The sequence below is a fragment of the Pseudomonas sp. LBUM1661 genome, from assembly GCF_059695925.1.
This window is the reverse complement of sequence record NZ_CP166794.1, coordinates 4,057,920-4,080,580: the sequence shown is the minus strand read 5'-3', so window position 1 is coordinate 4,080,580 and position 22,661 is coordinate 4,057,920. Positions and strand designations below refer to the sequence as shown.

Annotated in this window: 22 protein-coding genes and 1 pseudogene; 14 read left to right on the top strand and 9 right to left on the bottom strand. The window is 59.6% G+C overall.

The genetic code is table 11. The annotated features are described in order from the left end of the window. Positions 1 to 115: 115 nt before the first annotated feature. The gene (locus tag ACA057_RS18635; RefSeq protein ID WP_497341189.1) at positions 116 to 1,975 is read right to left on the bottom strand and encodes an ABC transporter ATP-binding protein; all 1,860 of its coding nucleotides are present in this window, start codon (positions 1,973 to 1,975) and stop codon (positions 116 to 118) included. A gap of 161 nt (positions 1,976 to 2,136) precedes the next feature. Here ACA057_RS18635 and ACA057_RS18630 point away from each other — a divergent pair, with 161 nt between their 5' ends. Both ACA057_RS18630 and ACA057_RS18625 read left to right on the top strand, forming a co-directional pair. Then, positions 2,137 to 3,117 carry a YiiG family protein gene (locus tag ACA057_RS18630; protein WP_497341187.1) on the top strand — a complete coding sequence of 327 codons (981 nt, stop codon included), beginning with the start codon at positions 2,137 to 2,139 and terminating at the stop codon, positions 3,115 to 3,117. Positions 3,118 to 3,200: 83 nt separating this feature from the next. After that, positions 3,201 to 4,085, top strand: a complete 885-nt coding sequence (locus tag ACA057_RS18625) for a hypothetical protein (protein WP_497341185.1) — start codon at positions 3,201 to 3,203, stop codon at positions 4,083 to 4,085. An 82-nt stretch (positions 4,086 to 4,167) separates the two neighbouring features. On the opposite strand, the gene ACA057_RS18620 is transcribed toward ACA057_RS18625, so the two are convergent. Next, positions 4,168 to 4,344 carry a DUF2986 domain-containing protein gene (locus tag ACA057_RS18620; RefSeq protein ID WP_497341183.1) on the bottom strand — a complete coding sequence of 59 codons (177 nt, stop codon included), beginning with the start codon at positions 4,342 to 4,344 and terminating at the stop codon, positions 4,168 to 4,170. 208 nt (positions 4,345 to 4,552) lie between these two features. Between ACA057_RS18620 and ACA057_RS18615 the strand changes: the two genes are divergently transcribed. After that, positions 4,553 to 5,248, top strand: coding sequence for a tRNA (adenine(22)-N(1))-methyltransferase (locus tag ACA057_RS18615; protein ID WP_497341181.1), 696 nt, complete (start codon positions 4,553 to 4,555; stop codon positions 5,246 to 5,248). 9 nt (positions 5,249 to 5,257) lie between these two features. Here the strand turns inward: ACA057_RS18615 and ACA057_RS18610 are convergent, their stop codons facing one another. Beyond that, positions 5,258 to 5,494: a hypothetical protein gene (locus tag ACA057_RS18610; protein ID WP_497341179.1), complete on the bottom strand. Its 237-nt coding sequence runs from the start codon at positions 5,492 to 5,494 to the stop codon at positions 5,258 to 5,260. 206 nt (positions 5,495 to 5,700) lie between these two features. On the opposite strand from ACA057_RS18610, the gene ACA057_RS18605 reads away from it, so the two are divergent. Beyond that, entirely contained in the window at positions 5,701 to 6,042 is a 342-nt protein-coding gene (locus tag ACA057_RS18605; protein WP_497341177.1) for a hypothetical protein, read from the top strand. 123 nt (positions 6,043 to 6,165) lie between these two features. On the opposite strand, the gene ACA057_RS18600 is transcribed toward ACA057_RS18605, so the two are convergent. Both ACA057_RS18600 and ACA057_RS18595 read right to left on the bottom strand, forming a co-directional pair. Beyond that, positions 6,166 to 7,344, bottom strand: coding sequence for a trans-sulfuration enzyme family protein (locus ACA057_RS18600; RefSeq protein ID WP_497341175.1), 1,179 nt, complete (start codon positions 7,342 to 7,344; stop codon positions 6,166 to 6,168). Further along, the gene (locus ACA057_RS18595) at positions 7,341 to 8,717 is read right to left on the bottom strand and encodes a pyridoxal-phosphate dependent enzyme (protein WP_497341173.1); all 1,377 of its coding nucleotides are present in this window, start codon (positions 8,715 to 8,717) and stop codon (positions 7,341 to 7,343) included. The genes ACA057_RS18600 and ACA057_RS18595 overlap by 4 nt, the downstream gene beginning before the upstream one ends. A 214-nt stretch (positions 8,718 to 8,931) precedes the next feature. Here ACA057_RS18595 and ACA057_RS18590 point away from each other — a divergent pair, with 214 nt between their 5' ends. Next, on the top strand, positions 8,932 to 9,366 hold the full coding sequence (locus ACA057_RS18590) for a GNAT family N-acetyltransferase (protein ID WP_497341171.1): 435 nt from the start codon (positions 8,932 to 8,934) through the stop codon (positions 9,364 to 9,366). Between the two features lie 334 nt (positions 9,367 to 9,700). On the opposite strand, the gene ppk2 is transcribed toward ACA057_RS18590, so the two are convergent. Then, positions 9,701 to 10,594 carry a polyphosphate kinase 2 gene (gene ppk2 / locus ACA057_RS18585; RefSeq protein ID WP_497349952.1) on the bottom strand — a complete coding sequence of 298 codons (894 nt, stop codon included), beginning with the start codon at positions 10,592 to 10,594 and terminating at the stop codon, positions 9,701 to 9,703. A gap of 219 nt (positions 10,595 to 10,813) precedes the next feature. Here ppk2 and ACA057_RS18580 point away from each other — a divergent pair, with 219 nt between their 5' ends. Further along, on the top strand, positions 10,814 to 11,749 hold the full coding sequence (locus tag ACA057_RS18580; protein WP_497341169.1) for a Ppx/GppA phosphatase family protein: 936 nt from the start codon (positions 10,814 to 10,816) through the stop codon (positions 11,747 to 11,749). 238 nt (positions 11,750 to 11,987) lie between these two features. Here the strand turns inward: ACA057_RS18580 and ACA057_RS18575 are convergent, their stop codons facing one another. Together ACA057_RS18575 and ACA057_RS18570 are read right to left on the bottom strand one after the other, a co-directional pair. After that, entirely contained in the window at positions 11,988 to 12,548 is a 561-nt protein-coding gene (locus ACA057_RS18575; protein ID WP_497341167.1) for a lipid-binding SYLF domain-containing protein, read from the bottom strand. 279 nt (positions 12,549 to 12,827) lie between these two features. Continuing rightward, positions 12,828 to 13,559: a FadR/GntR family transcriptional regulator gene (locus ACA057_RS18570; RefSeq protein WP_497341165.1), complete on the bottom strand. Its 732-nt coding sequence runs from the start codon at positions 13,557 to 13,559 to the stop codon at positions 12,828 to 12,830. A gap of 262 nt (positions 13,560 to 13,821) precedes the next feature. Between ACA057_RS18570 and ACA057_RS18565 the strand changes: the two genes are divergently transcribed. The 3 genes from ACA057_RS18565 to ACA057_RS18555 all read left to right on the top strand — a co-directional run bounded on the left by ACA057_RS18565 (position 13,822) and on the right by ACA057_RS18555 (position 15,973). Then, on the top strand, positions 13,822 to 14,250 hold the full coding sequence (locus ACA057_RS18565; RefSeq protein WP_497341163.1) for a hypothetical protein: 429 nt from the start codon (positions 13,822 to 13,824) through the stop codon (positions 14,248 to 14,250). Further along, a complete protein-coding gene (locus ACA057_RS18560) occupies positions 14,145 to 14,927 on the top strand; it encodes a mandelate racemase/muconate lactonizing enzyme family protein (RefSeq protein WP_497349950.1) in 783 nt (260 codons plus the stop codon). The genes ACA057_RS18565 and ACA057_RS18560 overlap by 106 nt, the downstream gene beginning before the upstream one ends. Before the next feature lie 104 nt (positions 14,928 to 15,031). After that, complete coding sequence (locus ACA057_RS18555; RefSeq protein WP_497341161.1) at positions 15,032 to 15,973, top strand: AEC family transporter; 942 nt, start codon at positions 15,032 to 15,034, stop codon at positions 15,971 to 15,973. A 17-nt stretch (positions 15,974 to 15,990) separates the two neighbouring features. On the opposite strand, the gene chrA is transcribed toward ACA057_RS18555, so the two are convergent. Further along, positions 15,991 to 17,196 (bottom strand): chromate efflux transporter, encoded by a 1,206-nt coding sequence (chrA, locus tag ACA057_RS18550; protein WP_497341159.1) that lies wholly within the window; start codon positions 17,194 to 17,196, stop codon positions 15,991 to 15,993. Positions 17,197 to 17,601: 405 nt separating this feature from the next. Here chrA and ACA057_RS18545 point away from each other — a divergent pair, with 405 nt between their 5' ends. The 5 genes and pseudogenes from ACA057_RS18545 to ACA057_RS18525 all read left to right on the top strand — a co-directional run. Beyond that, a complete protein-coding gene (locus ACA057_RS18545) occupies positions 17,602 to 19,605 on the top strand; it encodes an ATP-binding cassette domain-containing protein (protein WP_497349948.1) in 2,004 nt (667 codons plus the stop codon). Between the two features lie 87 nt (positions 19,606 to 19,692). Further along, on the top strand, positions 19,693 to 20,670 hold the full coding sequence (locus tag ACA057_RS18540; protein WP_236710300.1) for an ABC transporter substrate-binding protein: 978 nt from the start codon (positions 19,693 to 19,695) through the stop codon (positions 20,668 to 20,670). Further along, positions 20,667 to 21,587 (top strand): homocysteine S-methyltransferase family protein, encoded by a 921-nt coding sequence (locus tag ACA057_RS18535; RefSeq protein WP_497341157.1) that lies wholly within the window; start codon positions 20,667 to 20,669, stop codon positions 21,585 to 21,587. Before ACA057_RS18540 ends, ACA057_RS18535 begins: the two co-directional genes overlap by 4 nt. After that, positions 21,584 to 22,051 carry a peptide-methionine (S)-S-oxide reductase MsrA gene (gene msrA / locus ACA057_RS18530; RefSeq protein ID WP_497341155.1) on the top strand — a complete coding sequence of 156 codons (468 nt, stop codon included), beginning with the start codon at positions 21,584 to 21,586 and terminating at the stop codon, positions 22,049 to 22,051. The genes ACA057_RS18535 and msrA overlap by 4 nt, the downstream gene beginning before the upstream one ends. After that, positions 22,044 to 22,634, top strand: a pseudogene (locus tag ACA057_RS18525) (ABC transporter ATP-binding protein); the annotation flags it as partial. The gene msrA and the pseudogene ACA057_RS18525, both read left to right, overlap by 8 nt. Between the last annotated feature and the right edge of the window lie 27 nt (positions 22,635 to 22,661).

The window sequence follows — 22,661 nt, the reverse complement described above, 5'->3', positions numbered from 1 at the left end:
AAAACGCCATTCGCCAAAAACACCATTGCCCCGTACTACCCAGTGTATCTGCCTTTGGCCGATAACTGCCCGTCACCCAGGGCGGTCATCGGCCCAAAGCCCGGGCCGTTTACGCTCAAACCTGATCCATCGCCTCGGTCAGCCCCTGGTCCTCACCCAGGAACCCGCCACTCTGATGGTGCCACAGCCGCGCATAGATGCCGTTCCTGGCAAGCAATTCGCTGTGCGTGCCCTGTTCGACGATGCGTCCATCATTCATGACAATCAGTCGATCCATCGCCGCAATCGTGGACAGCCGATGGGCGATGGCGATGACGGTTTTGCCCTGCATCATGTCATCGAGGCTTTCCTGAATGGCCACTTCGACTTCCGAGTCCAGTGCGCTGGTCGCCTCGTCAAGTAGCAGGATCGGGGCGTTCTTGAGCATCACCCGGGCAATCGCGACGCGCTGGCGCTGGCCGCCCGACAGCTTGATGCCGCGCTCGCCCACCAAGGTGTCGTATCCGCTATGACCTTGCCGGTCGCTCAATTGGCTGATGAACTCATCGGCCTGGGCACTGGCCGCGGCACTGCGGATTTGTGCATCGCTTGCATCGGGTCGGCCATAGGCGATGTTGTCGCGAATGGAACGGTGCAGCAGGGACGTATCCTGGGTGACCATGCCGATGGCGCTGCGCAGGCTGTCTTGTGTCACGTGCGCAATGTCTTGCCCGTCGATGCGAATCTGCCCGCTGTCGACATCATAGAAGCGCAGCAGCAAGTTGATGAGCGTGGATTTGCCCGCGCCGGAACGGCCTACCAGGCCGATTTTCTCGCCCGGGCGAATGTTCAGGCTCAGGCCATCGAGCACTTGGCGTTCGCCATTGTAGTTGAAGCTCACGTTGTCGAAGGTGACCGCTCCGCCGGAGGTCACCAACACGCCCGCGTCCGGCGCATCCTGCACCTTGGGGCCGCGGGTAAGGGTGGCCATGCCATCCTGCACGGTGCCGATGCTCTCGAACAACGAGGTCATTTGCCACATGATCCAATGCGACATGCCGTTGATGCGCAACGCCATGGCGGTAATCGCCACCACGGCACCCGTGCCGACTTCGCCCAGGTGCCACAGCCAAAGTGCATAACCGCCTGCTGCCATGATCAGCGCCACCACCAACGCTTGGTTGACGATCTCGAATTGGCTGACCAGGCGCATCTGGCGAAAGCCGGTTTGCTTGAAATCCTCCATGGCCGCGCGCGCGAAGTGCGCTTCACGATTGGAATGGGAGAACAGTTTCACTGTCGTGATGTTGGTGTAGGCGTCCGAGATACGTCCGGTCATTGAGGAGCGCGCATGGGCCTGTTCCTGTCCGACCTTCCCCAAGCGGGGCACGAAGTAGAGCATGGCCAGCCCGAACAACACGATCCAGGCTATGAAAGGCAGCATCAGTTTCAGGGCGAAGCCGCCGGCCAGTGCGATGATCGCGATGAAATACACCCCGATGCCGGGTGCGATTTCGATCAGGGTGAACAGCACGTCGCGCACGGCCAGCGCCGTCTGCATCACTTTGGTGGTGACCCGGCCGGAGAACTCATCGGAAAAGAACGAAAGGCTTTGCCGCAGCATCAGGCGGTGGAAATCCCAACGCAGCCGCAACGGCAGATTGATCGCCAATATCTGGTGCTGCACCATGGTCCGCAGCGCCACCAGCCCGATGCTGGTCAGCATGACGAAGCCCATGCCCCACAGCACGCGACTTTCCTGCGCGGCCGCATCACCACCGGCCTTCCAGGTCGAGAGCAGATCCACGACCTGACCGAGGAAAGAAAACAGCCAGGCTTCGTAGATCGACACACCAGCACTCAGTAGCGCAAACGCCAGAATATAGCCGCGCGCGCCCCGTGTGCACGCCCAAAGGAACCGAGCCAGGCCGTCGGGTGGCGGTGGTACCTCGTCGGGCGGGAAGGGGTCGAGTCTTTGTTCAAATACGCGAAGCATGGTGGTCTCCGAAGCGATCAAGAAGGAGATTCTACACAGCCAGCAGGTGAGCGGGGTTCATCGATGCCCAAGGAAATGCAGTGCTTGAACTCCCGCGTGGTTTGCGAGTCCATCATTTGCCCGTTCGAATCTCAGAACGTCATGGAAGAGGGAGAAGTAACATGGATACAAGAAATCTATGGGTAGCGGTTCTGGTCTCGATGGGGATCTTGCTCAGCGGCTGTGACAATGCTGACAAACCCAGGCAAGCAGCGGCAAACAATCAGGGCGTCATCGAGGAGAAAAGTTCGGCCCAGGCTGAAATGGAAAAATTCAATATTTATGTTGATGCTGCGAATAGCGGCGGGGATTTCGGCGCCATACTGGAAGAACGCCGGACGAAGTATTCGGCCATGCTCACGTCGAAAAAGAAACTGGACAGCTATTACATGTTCAGTGGTTATGACATCACCCTCTTGCAAGACAATCTAAACAAGGCATTGGCTCTTTCGCATCCAATGCCAGAGTTGGATGCGCCTGCGAAAGGCATGCTGGTGGCGTTGGCGAAGTTACAGCCTATTCACGCGGAACTGGTCAATTATGCCAACTCCAAGGGCTACCTGGCCGATGACGGTAAAAAGGCCCGGGAAATGGAGCCCTCGCTAGAGGCGGCGTTGCAGGATGTCGCTGTGGAACAGGCGACATTTTATGAAGGCATCAGCAAGCGCGACGAGATCAATACCCAAGAGGCCTTTGAAAGCGCCGAAAAAGACAGCTTGGCCTATTACCGCGCAGGCATCGTGCTCAACGCCAAGCAGTCCGTACGGCTGTCGAATGATTTTTTCAAGTCAGCGGGAACGGAAGTCACTGCGAAACCCTTCGAAGAAAGCCTGAATAAAACTGCCCAAATGATCGAGGGCTGGGACAAGCAGGCCAAAGCTCAAACACCTGTTCTCAAATGCAGCGTCTTGCTGAGTGATATGAACCGATTTGTCGGCAAGGGCCGGGAAGCCATCAGCGCGGCCAGAAGCGGTAAATATCAATACAACGAGCAACGTCAGATGAGTTGGAAAATAAGTAATCCCATCCAACAAGACGCCAAGTTTTTTGCACAGTCGTTTGATTCTGTCATCAATGGCTTGAATCAGACCCGCTGCATGTGAATGTTAATAGGGACGTCACAGTGCAATCGCAGGCAGCGATTTGCTGCCGTGTACTTAATCAATTATCAAGGAAGTAACCCACTATGCAGCCATCCTCTAAGCCCGCTCCATCGGTGACGGGAGAACTGATCAAAACCTTCCACCATGGCAAAGGTTTCCTTTTGTTCACGCTGTTGTTCGCCATCCTCATGTTGGGCCTGGCAGGTTTTGTGGTGTACCTGGGGACGCTTCTGCCGTCAGGCAGCAGCGGCACGAACAACCATGAGTCCAGCCCGCTGTTGCTGATCTATGCCGTCGCGGGCCTGCTGGCGATTATTTCCGCCGTTCTGTTCGGCATTCATTTCTGGCAGAAGAAGCTGCGCGGAACCCATTATGAGGTGTACGAGCACGGCATCGTCGCGATCAACGCAGCGGGTCAGAACTACACGGCATTCACTGAAATCGAAGACCTGTATCTGTTCGGCTCAGGGCAGACCGGCTTCACTGGCTTGATTACCAATCTGGCTTATCGACGGAATGAACGTGAGCCCTTTCATCGCGTCATCGAGTCCCTCAAGGGCTTTCAGGATTTTCAGCAAATGGTGCGCGAGTTGCACGTGCGTGCGCGTCTGCCACTCGTGGTGGAACGGCTTGAGTCTGGCGGTGCGGTGAGTTTCAGATTTGTGCCGACCGGGCAGGTCTGGCGCAAACGGCTCTCGGGGGATTTCTTGAATGTCACCACCCAGACAATCATCCTGACTAGCGAATTTCTGGACGTTGAGGGGCGCAAAGTCCCGGTGTCGAGCCTGCGTTCAGTCGATATGAATACGTGGAGTGAGAAGGTCACTATTAAAGACGAGGCCGGGAGCCCGATCCTGTCCACCGTTTGCACCGGTATTCTGAGTCATGACCTGTTTCTCACGACGCTGGACGTGTTGCTTGATGCTGAGCGGGTCGACCTTGGTGAACAGGCCCCAACCCTGGTGTGAGGATCGCCAAGCGCTGGTCGACGTGATTGTCAGCCAGCGCATGCTGGAACAGGACTGAGCCCATTGGGTGTCATAGCAGCGTTCAAACCTCGTTGACCACCGGAACATCCGTTTCGGGCGCAGCGGTGTTGGTTTCAGCCTCCAGCTTCAATCGGTCAGCCTTACTGATGTATTTAGACTTGTTTGCCGGGGCCAATTTGGCACTCGCCTTTTTGGCGTGAGCCTTTAATAACTGCTGTATTTTTTTACGGCGATTCATATCGTTCTACTCAGCTTGTAAATGCTTGAATGATATCAGCTTAAATCTGCAGCCAGATCCCCGTGGCTGGGTTCGCTTTAGTCCGCCTGAATACGGGGCGAACCGTGGCTCCGGTCGTATAAATTTGAAATGCGCGGCGTTGCCCGACAGAATCGCGCCCCGATCCGGGCAAAAGGTGCCGGACGTCCGTGGTCAGAAGGGGCTGTAGTTGAACGAACAGACATTGTCCATGCGCCTGGAGCGCGTCGCGGCGCATGTGCCAGCCGGTGCGCGCCTGGCCGATATCGGCTCGGATCACGGCTATTTGCCGGTGGCATTGATGCGCCGTGGCGTTATCGCGGCGGCGGTGGCCGGCGAGGTGGCATTGACGCCGTTTCGCTCGGCCGAACGCACCGTGCGCGAGAATGGTTTCGACGAGCGGATCAACGTGCGCCTGGCCAATGGCCTGGCGGCAATCGCGCCGGGAGACCGGATCACGGCGATCAGCATCTGCGGCATGGGCGGCGAGACGATCCGCGACATCCTCGACAGCGGCAAGGCGTGTTTGAGTGGCCAGGAGCGCCTGATCCTGCAACCCAACGGCGGCGAGCAGCCACTGCGCCAATGGCTGATGGAAAATGAATACCACATCCTCTGCGAGGAACTGCTGCGGGAAAACCGCTTCGACTACGAAATCATCGTCGCCGAGCGCATCGGGCCGGTGATGTACACCGCCGAGGAGCTGTACTTCGGCCCGTTGCAGATGCAGGCACGCAACCCGGCTTTCCTGCTCAAGTGGCAGCGCATATTGCGTGAGAAACACAAGACCCTGAGCCAGTTCGCCCGTGCGCGGCAGGCTGTGCCCGAAGAGAAGGTGCAGGACATCGCCCGGCAGGCCCGGTGGATCACCGAACTGTTGGTTTGAGTCGGGGCACTAAAGCCAGGTATTCACCACTCTGCGATCCAGTTCCTCCCAGTCCGCCATGCCCAACACCCGCGTGGTGTTCAACCCGCGCAAATACCCGCGCAACTGATTGGCGGTGTCCCGCGCCAGCTCCGGGTCGGGTGCGTTTTCGTCCAACAGGATGGTTTCGTACTGGGTCAGGTACTCGGCCACCCGGTCACGGAAGTCGGGCAAAACCGCATCGCGGATCAGGTCAAAAGTTCTCAAGTAGCGATCCTCATCAATCTATTCCAGTGGTGATGGCGTGTGCTTGCGTCTGCACGACGCGCAACTATTGCTAGAAGTAATAGTGACCATCACTAAACGCAAGTTCTGCTTTATCGGCGATCGTCGGAAAATAGCCTCCATCGAACACGCGACTCAAGAAGTTTTCCAGCGTGTTAACCGAATCTTTTATTTTCAGGATGAGACCGATGCGCTCTTTGATCGTGCCTGCCATGGCGTTTGCCCCGTTGCTGCTCGCCGGTTGCGCCTCCGTACCGAACGATCCGACCCTGACCTTACAGACCAGCAAGACGCCTGCGCAATACGCTGACTGCGTCGTACCGAAACTGCAAGGCAACGCGTTGCACCCGACGGTTTCGCAGACCCAGCGCAGCTATCGGATCGTGGTCCCGAGCAAAGTCTCGGCGGATAACGTGCTGGAAGCCTACAAGGCCGGGAACGGCGGCAAGGTGTTCATCTACGAGCGGCATTTGCTGGCCTCGAACTTCCTGCCTTCGAGTTTTGAACGCGCCGCACAGGAATGCATCTGACCCTCGGCCCGTAGACGTTTTTTACAGAGCTCCTTTGGTTGGCCGCAACCAACCAATTCTTTGCCCCGCACCGCATTCGGTCGCGGGGCTTTTTTTTTCCTGCTAATGCAGTCGACCCATGACTTACACCCGCGCCAGCGCCTGAGCCAGGTCGGCGCGCAGGTCTTCGACGTCCTCGACACCCACTGACAAACGCACCAACGCATCGCCGATGCCGAGTTGCGCACGGGTGTCGGCAGGGATGGTGGCGTGGGTCATGATCGCCGGGTGCTCGATCAGGCTTTCGACGCCGCCCAGGCTCTCGGCCAAAGCGAAGATCTGCACACTCTCGAGGAATCGCTTGGCGCCGGCCAGGTCGCTGTTGAGGTCGAGGGAAATCATTCCGCCGAAACCGCGCATTTGCTGCCGCGCCAGTTCGTGCTGCGGGTGCGAGGGCAGGCCCGGGTAATAGACACGCGCCACCTGCGGCTGACGCTCCAGCCATTGCGCCAGTTCCAGCGCATTGCTGCAATGGCGCTCCATGCGCAGTGCCAGGGTTTTCACGCCGCGCAGGGTGAGGAATGCGTCGAACGGCCCGGCGATAGCCCCCACGGCGTTTTGCAGGAAACCCAGGCGCTCGGCCAGTTCGGCGTTCTGCCCGACCACGGCGATACCGCCGATGACGTCGGAGTGACCGTTCAGGTATTTGGTTGTCGAGTGCACCACGATATCGAAACCCAGTTCCAGCGGGCGCTGGATCCACGGGCTGGCAAAGGTGTTGTCGGCCACGCAGATAATGCCGCGTGAACGGCAGATGCGCGCGATGGCGGCCAGGTCAGTCAGGCGCAGCAATGGATTGCTCGGCGTCTCGACACAGACCATCCGCGTGTCGTCCTGCAGCGCGGCTTCGAAGGCGGCGAGGTCAGTCAGGTCGACGAAGCTGAAGCGATGCCCGGCGCTACGCCGGCGCACTTTGTCGAACAGGCGGAACGTACCGCCGTACAAATCGTTGCCGGAGACGACGTGCGAATCAGCGTCGAGCAGTTCCAGGATGGTCGAGATCGCCGCCAGCCCTGAGGCGAAGGCGAAGGCCTGGGTACCGCTTTCGAGGTCGGCGACGCAGCGCTCCAGCGCAAAGCGCGTCGGGTTGTGCGAACGCCCGTAGTCGAAACCCTTGTGCACGCCGGGGCTTTGTTGCAAATAGGTGGAGTTGGCGTAAATCGGCGGCATCAGCGCCCCGGTGGTGGGGTCCGGCGCCTGTCCGGCGTGGATCACACGGGTGGCGAAGGCGCGGGGAGCGCCAGTTTCATCGTGCTGACTCATGCAAGGGATCTCCGTAGGTGATTGAGCAGGTCGACGCGGGTAATCAGGCCGTGGAAGCCCGAGGCGTCGGCGATGATGGCCACCAGTCCGCGATCGAGCTCCGTCTGCAGCTCAGCCAGACTGGCTCCCGGAGGCAGGGTTTGCAACTTGTCGGTCATGACGCTGGCCACGGTCATATGAAAGTGCGAAGCGTCTTCATGGACGCCCAGCAAAATATCGGACTCGTCGATCACGCCGACCAGTCGTTGCTTATCAACCAGCACCGGCAGTTGCGATACATCCGCCAGCCGCATGCGCTGGAAAGCCGTGAGCAGCGTGTCGTCCGGCCCTACGCTGATTACCCGGCCATCCTCGAAGCGCCGCGCGATCAGGTCGCGCAGATCGCCATAACGTTTGTACTGCAACAGGCCCTGGTCGTTCATCCATTGGTCGTTGTAGACCTTCGACAGGTAGCGGGTACCGGTGTCGCAGACGAAGCTGACCACGCGTTTCGGCTCGGTTTGCTCGCGGCAATAGCGCAACGCTGCCGCCAGCAAGGTGCCGGTCGACGAGCCGCCGAGAATACCCTCGGCGCGCAGCAGTTGGCGGGCATGATCGAAGCTTTCCTCGTCACTGATCGAATAGGCGTGTTGCACGCTGGACAGGTCGGCAATCGACGGAATGAAGTCTTCGCCGATGCCTTCCACCGCCCAGGAACCGGGCTTGCCAAGGGTACCGCTGCGGCTGTATTCGGCCATCACCGAACCGACCGGATCGGCCAGGACCATGACCAGGTCAGGCTGCACGCGGCGAAAGAAGCGCGTCAGCCCGGTCAGCGTACCGGCCGAGCCGACACCGACGACGATGGCATCGACATCATGCTGAGTCTGCGCCCAGATTTCCGGCGCGGTGCTGCACTCGTGGGCCAGCGGGTTGGCCGGGTTGTTGAACTGGTCTGCGAAAAACGCGTCGGGTATCTCCTGCGCCAACCGCGCCGCGACGTCTTGGTAGTAATCGGGATGGCCCTTTCCGACGTCGGAGCGGGTGATGTGCACCTCGGCGCCCATTGCCTTGAGGTGCAAGACTTTCTCGGTGGACATCTTGTCGGGCACCACCAACACCACCCGATAACCTTTGGCACGCCCGACCAGTGCCAGGCCCAGTCCCGTGTTGCCGGCGGTGGCTTCGACGATGGTGCCGCCGGGTCGCAGGCTACCGTCGCGCTCGGCGGCGTCAATCATCGCCAGGCCGATGCGGTCCTTGATCGAACCGCCGGGGTTTTGCGATTCGAGTTTGAGAAACAGTGTGCACGGGCCGGTATCGAAACGGCTGACGCGCACCAGCGGCGTGTTGCCAATCAGTTCGAGTACGGCGGGGCGGGAGTCGTTCGGCATGTCGTCACCTCGCGGGGGGAATCTGCTCTGGATGGACAGCAACCTGCATTCAGTCATCGCGTGTCAGTCGCAGGAAATGCCTCGCTTGGAACATAGGCTGCGATTGGCTGTATCGCAACCTTCCACAGCCGGCCGGTAACGTCATTGCCGAACCGCCAAAGGCTGCTTCTGCTAGTCTGCCGGGCCTGACATTCAACAAAACCAGGTTCAATCAATGTACGACATCCGCGTCATGACCATGGCCGATTATGATGCAGTCATCGACCTCATCAGGGGAACGCCTGGCGTCTCGTTGCGGGATGCAGATTCTCGCGAATCGACCTCGACATACCTGGAACGCAACCCTGGATTGAGCTTCGTGGCTGAAGTCGAAGGCGTTCTTTGTGGGTGCATCATGTCTGGCCACGACGGCCGCCGAGGCTATTTGCAGCACCTGGTCGTGCTGCCTGACTATCGGCGGCAAGGCATCGCCAATGCGCTGGTTGAGCGTTGTCTGTCGAGTCTTGAAAACCACGGGATACTCAAATGCCATCTCGACGTGTTCAAGACCAATGCGACTGCTGCCAGCTATTGGCACAGCCAGGGTTGGCAACTCAGGACTGATATCGATCGGTACTCGTTCACCCGATCGAAAAACGAGAACGCATAACCTGCGGAGCAATACCGTAATGCAACTCACGAAAACACTGACAACCCTGTGGGAGCGGGCTTGCCCGCGAAGGCGGCCTTACATTCAGCATTAGCGCTGGCTGACACACCGCTTTCGCGGGCAAGCCCGCTCCCACAGGGATGGATGGTGAGACATAAATCCACGGCACCCTGCCGACCTGTAGCAGCTGGCGCAGCCTGCGTTCGGCTGCGAAGCAGGCGTCAAATCAGGCAACGCGGTGTATCAGGAAAACCGCGTGTTCAGGGTTTACGACTGCTGCGCAGCCGAACGCAGGCTTCGCCAGCTGCTACGGGGTTGGGTTGCAGCTGGTGGCTTAGTAGACCTGAGGCACGATCAGTTCTGGCGGCGTCGGGCTGCGGGAGTAGTCTTCCTGGCGCACGCGCTCCGGCAGTTCGATCACCGGCAGCTCCACTTCTTCATAAGGCATTTGCCCGAGCAAGTGGTTGATGCAATTGAGTCGGGCTTTTTTCTTGTCGTCGGCTTGCACCACCCACCATGGCGCTTCGTCGATGTGGGTGCGTTCCAGCATGATTTCCTTGGCCTTGGTGTAGGCTTCCCAGCGCCGACGGGACTCCAGGTCCATGGGGCTGAGCTTCCATTGCTTGAGCGGATCGTGAATGCGGCTGAGAAAGCGCAGGTTTTGTTCCTGATCGGAAATCGAGAACCAGTATTTGATCAACTGAATACCGGAGCGGGCGAGCATCCGCTCGAACTCTGGCACCGTACGGAAAAATTCTTCGTACTGATCGTCATTGCAAAACCCCATGACCTTTTCGACCCCGGCGCGGTTGTACCAGCTACGGTCGAACAACACGATTTCCCCCGCGGCCGGCAGGTGCGAGACGTAGCGCTGGAAATACCACTGAGTGCGCTCGCGGTCATTCGGGGCGGGCAGGGCGGCGACTCGGCAGACCCGAGGGTTGAGCCGCTGGGTAATGCGCTTGATCACGCCACCTTTGCCCGCCGCATCGCGTCCTTCGAACAAAATCACCACTTTGTGCCCGGTCTTGACCACCCAGCTTTGCAGCTTCACCAGTTCGCCTTGCAGGCGAAACAGTTCGCTGAAATAGCGTCTTCTGGCTTCCTTCTCACTGCCGTCATCGACGTGTTCATCGAACAGCGCGTCGAGGTCGTGCCCATCCTCCAGTAATTCCAGCTCCAGTTCTTCGTCGCTGTGATCGAGCAGCTCGCGATGGATGCGTTGCATCAGGGTGTCGTTGGTTAAAAGCATGGTCAGTACTCCCGACGAAGGTGGAAGCCAATGCTAGGCCGCGAGGTGTGACGAAGTGGTGACGAGCAACAGCCCTGCAAATGTTCGGGGTGTCATCTTGGTGTCACCAAAGGCATGGCAACATCCGTGCAAACCGTTTTGACCGCTCAGCGGAACTCCGTCCGCAAGCCGATACATCAGCCAGGAATCCCCATCATGAAAGGAGACACCTCCCTGTTTGCGGCCATTGACCTGGGGTCTAATGCGTTTCGCATGATGATTGGACAGTCGGTCAAACGAAACCGCCAGTTCGTGATTCAGGAAGTGAAAACCCTGCGTGAGCCGGTCCGTTTGGCCGAGGGATTCCAGGGCGGAGCGCTGGATGAAATGGCACTGGACCGGGGCTGGCAAGCGCTGGCGCGGTTCGGCAAGAAGTTACGCGGCTTTGAGGCGGGGCGAGTGCGGGCGGTGGCGACCAGTGCCGTGCGCGAAGCTGACAATGCGCAACTGTTCCTGGCCAGTGCGGAGCAGCACCTGGGATTTCGGATCGATGTCATTACTGGCCAGGAAGAGGCCCAATTGGTGTACGCCGGTGTCGCCCATACGATCCCTGGCACGGAGTGCATGCGACTGGTCGTGGACATCGGCGGCGGCTCCACCGAACTGATTCTGGGGCAGGGCGCCAAGCCGCTGGTCACCGAGAGCATTGCCATTGGCAGCGGCACCTTTGGCGCGCGTTATTTTCACGGTGGCAGTGTCACCGCCCAGGCACTCCTGGAAGCTGAACGTGTGGCCACGGTGCAGTTTGAAAAAGTCGCACGGCGTTATCGGGCGCTGGGTTGGCAGCAGACAATCGGCTCTTCAGGAACGGCACGGATGCTGGCGAAAGTGCTACAGGCCAACGGGCTCAACGACTTTGGCCAAACCGGCATCACCTACAGCGGCCTGTTGCGCTTGTCGTTGCGACTGCTGGAAGTGGGACATGTCAAAAAGCTGCGACTGACCGGCCTGCAAGCCCATCGCCTGAGCATCCTGCCGGGTGGTCTGGTGCTGATGCTGGCGGCGTTCAAGGTGTTTGGCATCTCGCAGATGACGCCGTCCGAGCCGGGCTTGAGGTTCGGGGTGCTGCATGGCTTGATGTCTAAACACTGATCACTGGCGGCCGTTCAGGAAATTCATGAACGGGTCAAACTGTTCAGCACCGTGAAAACCCGGCCCTAAGGCTTGCGATCCGCCAACTCTTCCAGCAGGTCGGCTGAAGCTGCCACCGGCAAACGCCAGGTCTTCATTGCCCACTAGCGTTAAGTCGGCAAGTGTCCCGAAAGAATGCAAGCGTGAGGGCGAGGGCCTTGGCAGCCATCGCCCTCACGATGCCAGGCCAATCGGCCGTTTAGCGCTTGATCAGGGAAATCTTCGTGCCTTCGATACTGACCCCGGCCATTAACCCTTGCTGGTCGAAGATGAACGCGTAGGCGTCGTCCTTCAGCGTCGAGCTGGACAGATTCTTCGAGATCCCTTCGTCAACCACCACGACCGTCGGGCCGACGCCGATTTCCCAGCCCTTGGTTTCGCGAATGTAGTTCACGGCTTTGTCGGTCATCAGGAACACCACGTAGCCGTACGACTGGGCGCCTGCCTGTAGCCCCCATGAGCCGGTGACGGAGTTGTAATAACCCTCGACCTTCTTGCCTTTCAACAATTCGCCTTCGCCGTAGCTACCACCAAATACCAGGCCGGCCTTGATGATTTTCGGGAAGACCAGGATCGCTTTGGCGTTGTGCGACATGGTTTCGGCAAATGGATGGGACTTGTAGAGCGTTTGCAACGCTTGCTGAGAGTCGGCGTCCAGATTCTCGGCGGTTGCCGCACCGGCGTTGTTCAGGAAACTCGCCGACGCCAGTGCGGCGGTCGCGAGGATGATCGATAGGAAGAACCGCAAGGACTGAGTCATGTTCGTACTCCGATACGGGAGCATTGGATGTGAGCAGCAGTCAGCGCCTGCCCCCCGGCAGAATCCGAGCCTACTGACAGTTATCCGGCGCACCCTACAGTGTGTGAATTACCGGCTTCGCCTTTGAATGAAACAGATCATTGGCGATGTCATCACCTGCTTTGACCTCTGCGTATCGGACGGGTTCGTTGGCAGACTGCTCGCCGCAGCGGATCTGGTCCCTCATTCCGCAAGATTTTCTTGTAGGACAACGAGACAACTGCCGTACGGCTGACGACGTTAGAAAAATTTAATCTCGTAGCCGAATCGTGACGCTGCGCTAACGATATGCTGCCCCATGATCTGACGCGCCGCCGCTGCATTTCGGTCGATGAACGCCTGCACGAGTTCTTCATGCTCCCCCCGCGCCGCATGGGGAATATTGCTGAACACCGGGCCTCGTCGCGCAAAGGTCATGGTGATCAGTGCCCGCATCGGCTCCAGCACCGTGCGAATCATCGCCTCGAGGTAGTCGTTGCCTGATGCCGCGGCCACGGCTCGATGAAAGTCGAGGTCGGCGTTGACAGTCTCCAGCGTCGGTTCGCCTTCGTATTGCATTCGCAGGACCGCCGCCTGAATCGTTTTCAGCTTGCCGGGCGTCATATTCGACGCCGTAAGCGCGGCGGCCTGGCTTTCCAGTACAGCCCGCACTTCGAACATGTTGCGGATCGTGTTGTCACCGTCCAGCACGGGCGCACTCTCGCGCGGTACAGGGTGCGACGCTTGTGGGGATGCCGAGACAAACACGCCCACGCCCTGGCGTGACTGGATCAGCCCTTGCGCTCGAAGCGTCGCGATGCCTTCGCGTACGACGTTCCTGCTGACGCCGAAGTTTTGCGAGAGAAACTGTTCGGTCGGCAAACGGTCTCCCGGCCGAAGTCGTCCGGAGGCGATCTCGTCGCTCAACGAACGGGCGATGTGCTCGGCAAGATGAGGTCGCCGCGCCACGGGTTGCACATTCATTTCACTCATGCTCGTTCATCCCTTTCACTTGTCTTCTTAATCTACATGAGAAGACTTGTTCCCGTCAGTAACAACTGAAATTCATTAACGACATCAATCATAAAATCCAATAAAAACAACAATATAGATAGGCTGTGACGAGATTCTGCGCAAAAACACCAGTTGTTCAGTTGAAGGACAACAGGACGTCAGATACGTTGTCCTCAACCTGACGCAGCCAGAATTCGAAAATCCCTGCGCCAGCTTTGTAACTTGTTTGAGGCGCAGTCCTATGAAAATTGCCAGCATTGAAACCATTCCGCTTCGGATTCCCTTCACCACCGGTGGCAAGTCGGCCGGTGGGGTCTGGGGGCCGAAAGACCTGCAGATGGTCGATTCCCTCGTGGTTAAAATCACCACGGATGACGGTATTGTCGGCTGGGGCGAAACCTTCGGCTTCACCGCAATCCCGGCAGCCAAAATCGTCATCGACACGATCCTTGCGCCCGAACTGATCGGCAGTGATGTAACGCTGCGCGAGAAATTGCAGGGCGATCTGCAGAAGAATTTCACGTCTTCGGTCGCAGCGGCGCGTTCATCTATGGCCTCTCGGCGATTGATATTGCGCTGTGGGATATCGCCGGCAAAGCGGCCGGTCAACCGATCTACCAGCTGCTTGGCGGTAGCGAGGCCACGTCGCTTGCGGCGTATGCAAGCCTGATCCGCTATGCCGACCCCGAACTCATCCGCATTAATGTGCAGCGTGCGGTTAACGCCGGTTTCCGGCACCTCAAGCTGCATGAGGTCGATATCGAGGTCATCCGCGCCGCGTGCGAGGCCGCTGGCCCCGGCGTCGAAATCACCCTCGACGTCAATGCTCCGTGGACGGTGCGCGAAGCGCTCGATATGACTGAGAAACTGCGCCCGTTAAATCTGCGCTGGATCGAAGAGCCCGTGTGGCCACCGGAAAACTATTCGGGTCTGGCGACGGTACGCAAGCACGGCGGGATTCCGGTCGCGGCCGGCGAGAACGCGTCGACGCTGATGGACTTCCAGCATCTGCTTGAAGCCGGTGCGGTCGATTTCATTCAGCCCAGCCCGGCAAAAATGGGCGGCATCACCGAGCTGCAAAAAGTCTATGCGCTGGCCAACGCCCATGGCGTCACCGTGATGGTCCACGCCTTTTATGACGGTCCCGGCCTGCTGGCCGCGGTGCACGGAAGTGCGGCCCTGGGTGGGGCGAAGTCACTGGTCGAATGGCGTTATTTCGATCTCGAAGCGCAACTCTATGGCGACGCCATCATTCCGCATAACGGTCGCATCGACGTACCGCAAGGGCCGGGGCTCGGCATCGAGCCGGACCAGGACGTCATTCGGGACTACCGCTTCAAACCTTAGCCACCTGAGTCGCTTGCGCATTGCCGCGTTGATCGAGGCCGAGGTGTCGGCCTCGATCAGCCATGACGACATTCTTGATAAAAACAAATACGAGGATTGAGGACATGTTAGACAGAATCGTAGGACCCATTTTGCCTGTCGCCTTTGTGATCGCGCTGGGCTATATCGCCGGCAAACGCGGACGGCTCACCCATTCGGACAGCCTGCTGATCAGCCGACTGGTGCTCGGCTGGATATTCCCGGCGCTGCTTTTTGTCGGGATGGCGAGCACGCCTCGTGAACAGCTTTTCGACTTCAAGTTCATCGTGGCCACGTTCATCGGCATCATGGGCATGTACACGATAGCGCTGGCGATCGGCTGGTTCAGCACTCGCGATCTCAAGGTTGCAACGCTCAAGGGTTTCGTCAACGGTTATCCCGACGCCGCCTTCATGGGTATTCCTATCCTGGGTGCGATGTTCGGGGCGGGCAGCATCTATTCGGTGCTCGTGCTGAACCTCGTCGCGAGCCTGGTGATGATCCCGCTGACCACCATGTTGCTGACCATCGCCGATGGAAAAGGCAGCGGCACCCAGGCGTTCGTGTCGAGCCTGTCGGGGGCAGTACGTCGCCCTCTGATGTGGGCTCCGGCGCTGGGCATTCTGCTCTCCCTGCTGCAGTTCAAACTGCCGCCCGTTGCTGCGGAGTCACTTACGCTTCTGGGCAAGGCGACACCTGGCGTATCCCTGCTGTGCCTGGGGCTGATCATGTCGTCGGAGAAGCTGAAAATGTCGGGTGAGGTGTGGACCAACCTTGGGCTCAAGTTGTTCATTCACCCTGTGTTGATGTTCACCGCTACGGTAGTGCTGGGCACTCACGGCATTTACGCACAACAGATGATCCTGCTTTGCGCGCTTCCATCGGCGACGATCCCAGCGATGTTTGCGAACCAGACCGGTGCCTATCAGAGCGAAGCCGCGACCTCGATTCTGGTCAGTACCGTGTTGTCGATCGTGACGTTCTCTTTTGCGATCTACCTGATTGATGGAGGACTTGCCGCAGCCTGAAATCGCCGACCTTTTCCTTACGACGCGATACTCAAAACCCACCCGGCAATCCCGCTGCCGATCACAACCAGCCACGGCGGGAGTTTCCAGAACATCAGCGCGACAAGGGCCAGCAGTGCCAAAGCGAAGTCTTGCGGCTTGAATATGGCACTGGTCCAGACCGGCTGATAAAGCGCGGCCAACAGGAGGCCGACCACGGCGGCATTCACCCCGCCCAGTGCGGCCCGCGTGCGCACACTGCGGCGCACGCGTTCCCAAAACGGCAGGGCGCCGAGGATCAACAGAAAGGACGGCGCGAAGATTGCCAGCAAGCAAATTGTGCCGCCGAGCCAGCCCGTCGGGGCGAGGTTCATTGACGCACCGAGGAACGCGGCGAACGTGAACAACGGGCCGGGTACTGCTTGCGTTGCGCCGTACCCGGCAAGGAACGCGTCATTGCTGACCCAGCCTGGCGGCACCACCTCGGCTTGCAGCAGTGGCAGCACGACGTGACCACCGCCAAATACCAGTGATCCGGCCCGGTAGAAGGCATCCACCATGGCCAAGGATTGATTGGGCAGCAACTGACTCAAGAGCGGCAGGCCGACCAGCAAGGCGAAGAATAGCGACAACCAGATCGCTCCGGCTCGCGGGCTGAGCGTGATCGGCAGGGGATCGTGCCCGGCATTCTGCTCGGGTTTGAACAGCAGGAGACCGGCACCGCCAGCGGCGATAATCACGCTGACCTGTCCCCATGCCGACGGTTCAAGCAGGACGACGCAGGCCGCGATCAACATGATGCTGACGCGCAGTACATCCGTGCATAAAACGCGCGCCATGCCCCAGACCGCTTGCGCTACTACCGCGACCGCCACCACTTTGAGGCCATGCAAGGCGCCGGGTGGGATCACCGTGCCGTAATGGGCAATGCCCAGCGCAAACAGGATCAGGGCAATGGCCGACGGCAGCGTAAAACCAGCCCAGGCCGCCAACGCGCCGCCATATCCCGCTCGAGACATGCCCAGCGCGATACCCACCTGACTGCTGGCAGGGCCCGGCAGAAATTGGCAGAGCGCCACCAGATCCGCGTAGCTGTGCTCGGTCAACCAGCGCCGTCTGGTGACGAACTCATCGCGAAAGTAACCCAGGTGCGCGATGGGGCCACCGAAAGAGGTCAGGCCAAGGCGCAGGAAAATCAGAAACACCGACCACGCGCTGCTGCGGTCATTGGCAAAGCTGGGCATAGGGTCGCCTTGTTGATTCGAATCGGGCTGGTTGAACAATCGAATGACGATAGCGAGTTTCGATTGTTTCAAAAAGACACTTGCGGCGAGATAGCGAAAGAAACGCAGGCGCTTAAGCTAATTCCAAAAAGATATTTGTTCGTGTTTTTTAAGATCGTTTAGCTTTATGTCTCCAGAGAGTGCTGCGCTTCAAGCGTGGCGCTTTTTTTTGCATCAGGCCAACCGTTTTTGGGCATGGCCTGAGGTTCAGCCAATTTTCCTACCCTGGGCGAGCGCCGCGCCCGCCTCCAGGGCTGCTTGTCGGGAGCTCCTGTGACAATCATTCAAACCTCTTTGGCGACTGCCCGGATCGACTCTTCTAAAAGGCTTGCGCAACCGACCGACGATCACGCCAATGAAGGAGATGTGGTGCTTGAACTGCGAGACGTCACCAAGGCTTATTTGCGAAAAGGTTCGCGGGTGTTGCCTGCCGTCAGCAATGTCAGCTTGAAGGTGCGTCGCGGTGAGGTTCTGTGCCTGATGGGGACTTCCGGCAGCGGCAAGTCGACGTTGCTGCGGCATATCAACCGCTTGATCGAGCCCACGAGTGGCGAGGTATTGATCGAAGGACAGGCCATCAGCGGGTTGAGCAGCAAGGCCTTGCGTGCGCTGAGATCGCGGCGCATCGGCATGGTGTTTCAACATTTTGGCCTGTTGCCTCATCGTACGGTTCTGGACAACGTCGCGTTGCCTCTGGAGTTGCGTGGCGAACCCGAGTCCGTTCGTCATGCGGCGGCAACCCTACAGTTGCAAGCGGTAGGGCTGGAGGGGTGGGGAGAGCATTATCCCCACGAACTTTCCGGCGGTATGCAGCAACGTGTCGGGTTGGCCCGAGCCCTTGTGACGGAGCCCGATATCCTGCTGATGGACGAGCCTTTCAGCGCTCTGGATCCGACCATCCGGCGCGATTTGCAAAGTCATTTCCTGGCCTTGGCCCGCGACCGCGGCATCAGCACCTTGCTGGTCACGCACGATCCGGCGGAAGCCATACGTCTTGCCGACCGTATCGCGGTGTTGCGCCAGGGCCGTCTGGTGCAGCTAGGCACACCCGAACAGTTGCTTGAACATCCGGCAGACGCCGAAGTCGCGGACTTTTTCCGCGACTGCACACCCACACCATCCTCGCCGCGCAGCTTAAACAGCGTTCGCCCGCAGACTGCCGAAAGCCAACCTCGCGAGCAGCGCTCCAGCCCCGGCTTGCGTGGCTGGCAAGCGCTTTTGCTGGGACCGGCGGCCCTGGCGGCCCGGGGCAAGGGCGGTTTGTTCTGGCTCACGTTCGCCAGCGAACTCGCCGCATTGGCTGTCGTGAGCCAAGGCCTTGCCGACGCGTCGTGGCTGGCGGTTCTGGCGGCAGTGGTGGTGTTCGCTGCCAGCCGATTCACTGCGCTCACTTTGAGCCGCCAACCCGTGCGCCGCAACGCATCGGGTTGGGCGCTGCCGTTGGTGGTGCTGCTGGTCAGTCAGGCACTGGTGATCTGGCGAGTCATTACCCCAGACACCAGCAACGCCTTGCTGCAGTTCCCGGCCAACCGCCAGGCGCTGCTGGTGGCAGCAGAGAGCATCGATCAGTTCATCGGCTGGTCGCAGGTGACGTTCGAAGGCGCATTTGTCGGCGTGATTGTCGCGGTACGCACGGTCATCGAAGGGATCGAAAACCTGCTGGGCTGGTTGCCGTGGCCGGTGTCGGCGCTGGCGCTGGTGTTTCTGGCCTGGCGTTCGGCTGGGCTGGCGCTGGCCCTGACCAGCAGCGCGGCATTGTTGTACATCGGCCTGTTCGGTTTCTGGGAGCGAACCATTGCCACCCTGGCGCTGGTCGGTTCGTCGGTGCTGATCGCTCTGGTTATCGGCGTGCCGACCGGCATTTTGCTGGCGAAGAGACCGCTGGTACGCCGCTTGATCACGCCCTTGCTGGATGTCATGCAGACCTTGCCCACGTTTGTTTACCTGATTCCTGCCGTGGCGTTCTTCTCTGTCGGCAAGACGCCGGCCGTGATCGCGACAGTGATTTTCGCCCTGGCGCCGATGATCCGCCTGACCTCGCTGGGCATCCAGGAAGTGCCGAAGGATGCCGTCGAGGCGGCGGTCGCGCACGGTGCCAGCCCTTGGCAAACGCTGATCAAGGTGCAGCTGCCGCTGGCTCGTCGCTCGCTGTTGCTGGGGATCAACCAGACCATCGTCATGAGTCTGTCGATGGTGGTCGTGGCTGCGCTGATCGGCGCCGGTGGCCTGGGTTATGACGTGATGACGGCGCTGCGCAACATCAAGGGCGGCGAGGGCATGCTGGCCGGCGCGGCGATCGTCCTGTGTGCGCTCATTCCGGATCGAATCATTCAATCGAGCTTGCGCAAGCAAGATCATCCGCACAACTAAACGGAGAGACTTATCGTGAAGACACACTTGTCGCGCACCCTGGGCGCAGCCGCGCTGCTGGCCTCGTTGATTCTGCCTGCCGCGGTCATGGCCAAGGACAAAATTGTCATAGGCGAGCAGAACTGGACGGGCGCTATCGCCATTCAGCACATCCTCGGCGAAGTGATCAAAAGCCGACTGGATGGCGATGTCTCGTATCTGGCAGGCGATGTCCCGGTGCTGTTCAGTGCCGCGGCGAAAGGCGACGGTTCGGTCGATGTGCTGACCGATATCTGGCTGCCGAATCAGTCGGCAGCCTGGGCCAAGTACGTCACGGGCGGCACCCGCTCGCTGGTCCCGAACACTCACCCCTATGCGGGGGAGCAAGGGTTTTATATTCCGGGGTATTTGCAGGACAAGTACGGGGTCAAATCCATCTACGACCTGAAAAAGCCGGAAGTGGCCAAGCTCTTCGAACCACTGGGCGGCGGCAAGGCTCAGTTGCTGGTTGGGCCGGCGGGCTGGGAGTCGACGTACATTGGCCAGATCAAGGCCAAGGATTATGGGTTCGCCGATAAATTCGAGGCGGTTTCAACGGAAGCTTCCGTCACTTACGCCAAACTGGCCGCGGCCTACAAGGCTCAGCGCGGCGTGGTGTTCTATGCGTACACCCCGGACTGGATCTTCTCGGCGTTTGACTTGCGTCGTCTGGAAGAGCCCGCATTCGACGGTTATGCCCAGGACAACAAAAAAGACGACCCGCTTTACAAAGCTGATGGCTGCTGGAAATTCATCAGCCCGACGGTCGACCCGGACTGGTTGAACAAGAGCCAGATTACCTGCGCCTTCCCGGACGCCAAGGTGCATGTTTTGGCCTCTGCTGCCTTGCAGAAACGCGCGCCGAAAATTGCCGAGTTCCTGCGCAATGTCGCCATCGAACCGGCGCAGCTCAACGAACTGATCCTGAAGATCGAAAAGGAAAAACTGCCGGCTGACGTCGCGGCCAAGGCGTGGGTCCAGGCGAACAGCGCCACCGTTGATCAATGGCTTGCCGCCTCGGCGCCGAAAGTGAGTTCGAGCCAATGAGCAAAGTTTCCTTGCGTTTGCTCGATGGTGGGATGGGGCGTGAGTTGCAGCGAATCGGTGCGCCTTTTCGTCAGCCGGAATGGTCCGCACTGGCGCTGATCGAGGCGCCGCAGTGTGTGCTTCAGGCGCATCAGGCATTCATTGAGGCCGGCGCCCGAATCATCACCACTAACAGCTATGCGGTGGTGCCGTTTCATATCGGTGACGAGCGCTTTGCCGAACAGGGACGCACGCTGGCCGAACGGGCTGGACGCCTGGCGCGTCAAGCTGCGTCTGACAGCACTGAGCCGGTCACGGTGGCCGGTTCGCTGCCGCCGGCATTGGGCTCCTATCGTCCGGACCTGTTCGATCACCAGCGCTCGGTCGACATCCATCGCACGCTGATTGCCGGCTTGCACGAGCATGTTGACCTCTGGTTGGCGGAAACCCAGAGCTCCACGGCTGAAGTCCGGGCGGTGGTCGAGGCCCTGGGGGAAGATTCCCGGCCTCTGTGGGTCTCCTTTACGCTGCTTGATGAAGTCGGTGAGGCACCGCGCCTGCGGTCGTCCGAGCCGGTCGCCGACGCGGTACGCGTGGCGGTCGAACTGGGGGCGAGGGCGGTGCTCTTCAACTGCAGCCAGCCGGAAGTGATGGCGACAGCACTGGCCGAGGCCCGAGATGTCATTCAGAACCTTCATCAACCCGTTGAGCTGGGCGTGTACGCCAACGCGTTTCCTCCCGTCAGCACCGAGGCCAAGGCGAACAGCACGTTGCTGGAGATTCGTCGTGATCTGGGCCCCGAGTCTTATTTGCACTGGTCCCGATCCTGGGTCGCGGCAGGGGCTAGTATTGTCGGCGGATGCTGCGGCATCGGGCCAGAACACATCGAACAATTACACCGGCATCTCGTGCCGCACAGAGAGGTTGCCGGGACATGAGTGATCTTCAACACCACGTATTGGTTGAGCAGGCGACTTTTGGCGCCGGCTGTTTTTGGGGTGCTGAAGCGTCATTCAGGGCGTTGCCGGGCGTGCTCGACAGTCGGGTCGGTTTTGCACGGTCGGCCAACGGTGAGTCGGCATTGATCGAAGTGGTGCAGGTCGACTTCGATGCCAAGGTGATTTCCTACAGCCGTCTCATCGAGCACTTCTGGACGTTGCATGACCCGACATCATTCGATCGCCAGGGCGCGGATGTCGGGGTGAAATACCGTTCTGCGCTATTTTTCAAATCTGCTCAGCAGGCCCAGTTGGCGCTGGTCGCCAAGCAACGGTTGGATGCGTCGGGGCAGTTGGGCAAGCCGGTCGCCACCGTGATCGTGCCGCTGGGGGAATTTCAACTGGCGGAGGAGGAACATCAGCGCTACCTGGAAAAACACGGGGCAAGTAGCTGCTCCCTCTGAGGTGCAGGCCGAGCGCGGTGAAGTGACCAAGGGCCAGATCCTCTATCAAGGGCAGGTGATCACCGATGCCGACCCCGCGAGCCTGGTGCTGGCGGGGCTGGCCCAGGTGCTTGAAGGGCGGCATTGCTTCACCCACTTGACGGTCGAACAGAACCTGCTGATCGGCGGGTTTGTCGGGCGGCCGTCACGCAAGGTGCTGAATCAGCGACTGGAACGCATCTACGGTTACTTCCCCCGGTTGCGCCTGCTGCGCAAACGCCTGACCGGCTACACCTCGGGCGGCGAGCAGCAAATGGTCGCCATCGGTCGCGCCCTGATGTCCGAGCCGCGCCTGTTACTGCTGGATGAACCGTCCATGGGCCTGGCGCCGCAAGTGGTCGAGGAAATCTTCGAGATCCTCGCCCGGCTCAATCGCGATGAAGGGTTGAGCCTGCTGGTGGCCGAGCAAAACATCAACATCGCCCTCGATTACGCGCAGTACGCGTTTGTACTGGAGAACGGCCGGGTGGTGGATGAAGGGGCGGCGGTCGAGTTGGCCGGGCGCGAGGATATTCAGAATTATTATCTCGGGGCTGTGGGGTAGCCGCCACAATGCCCACCTGTAGCCGCT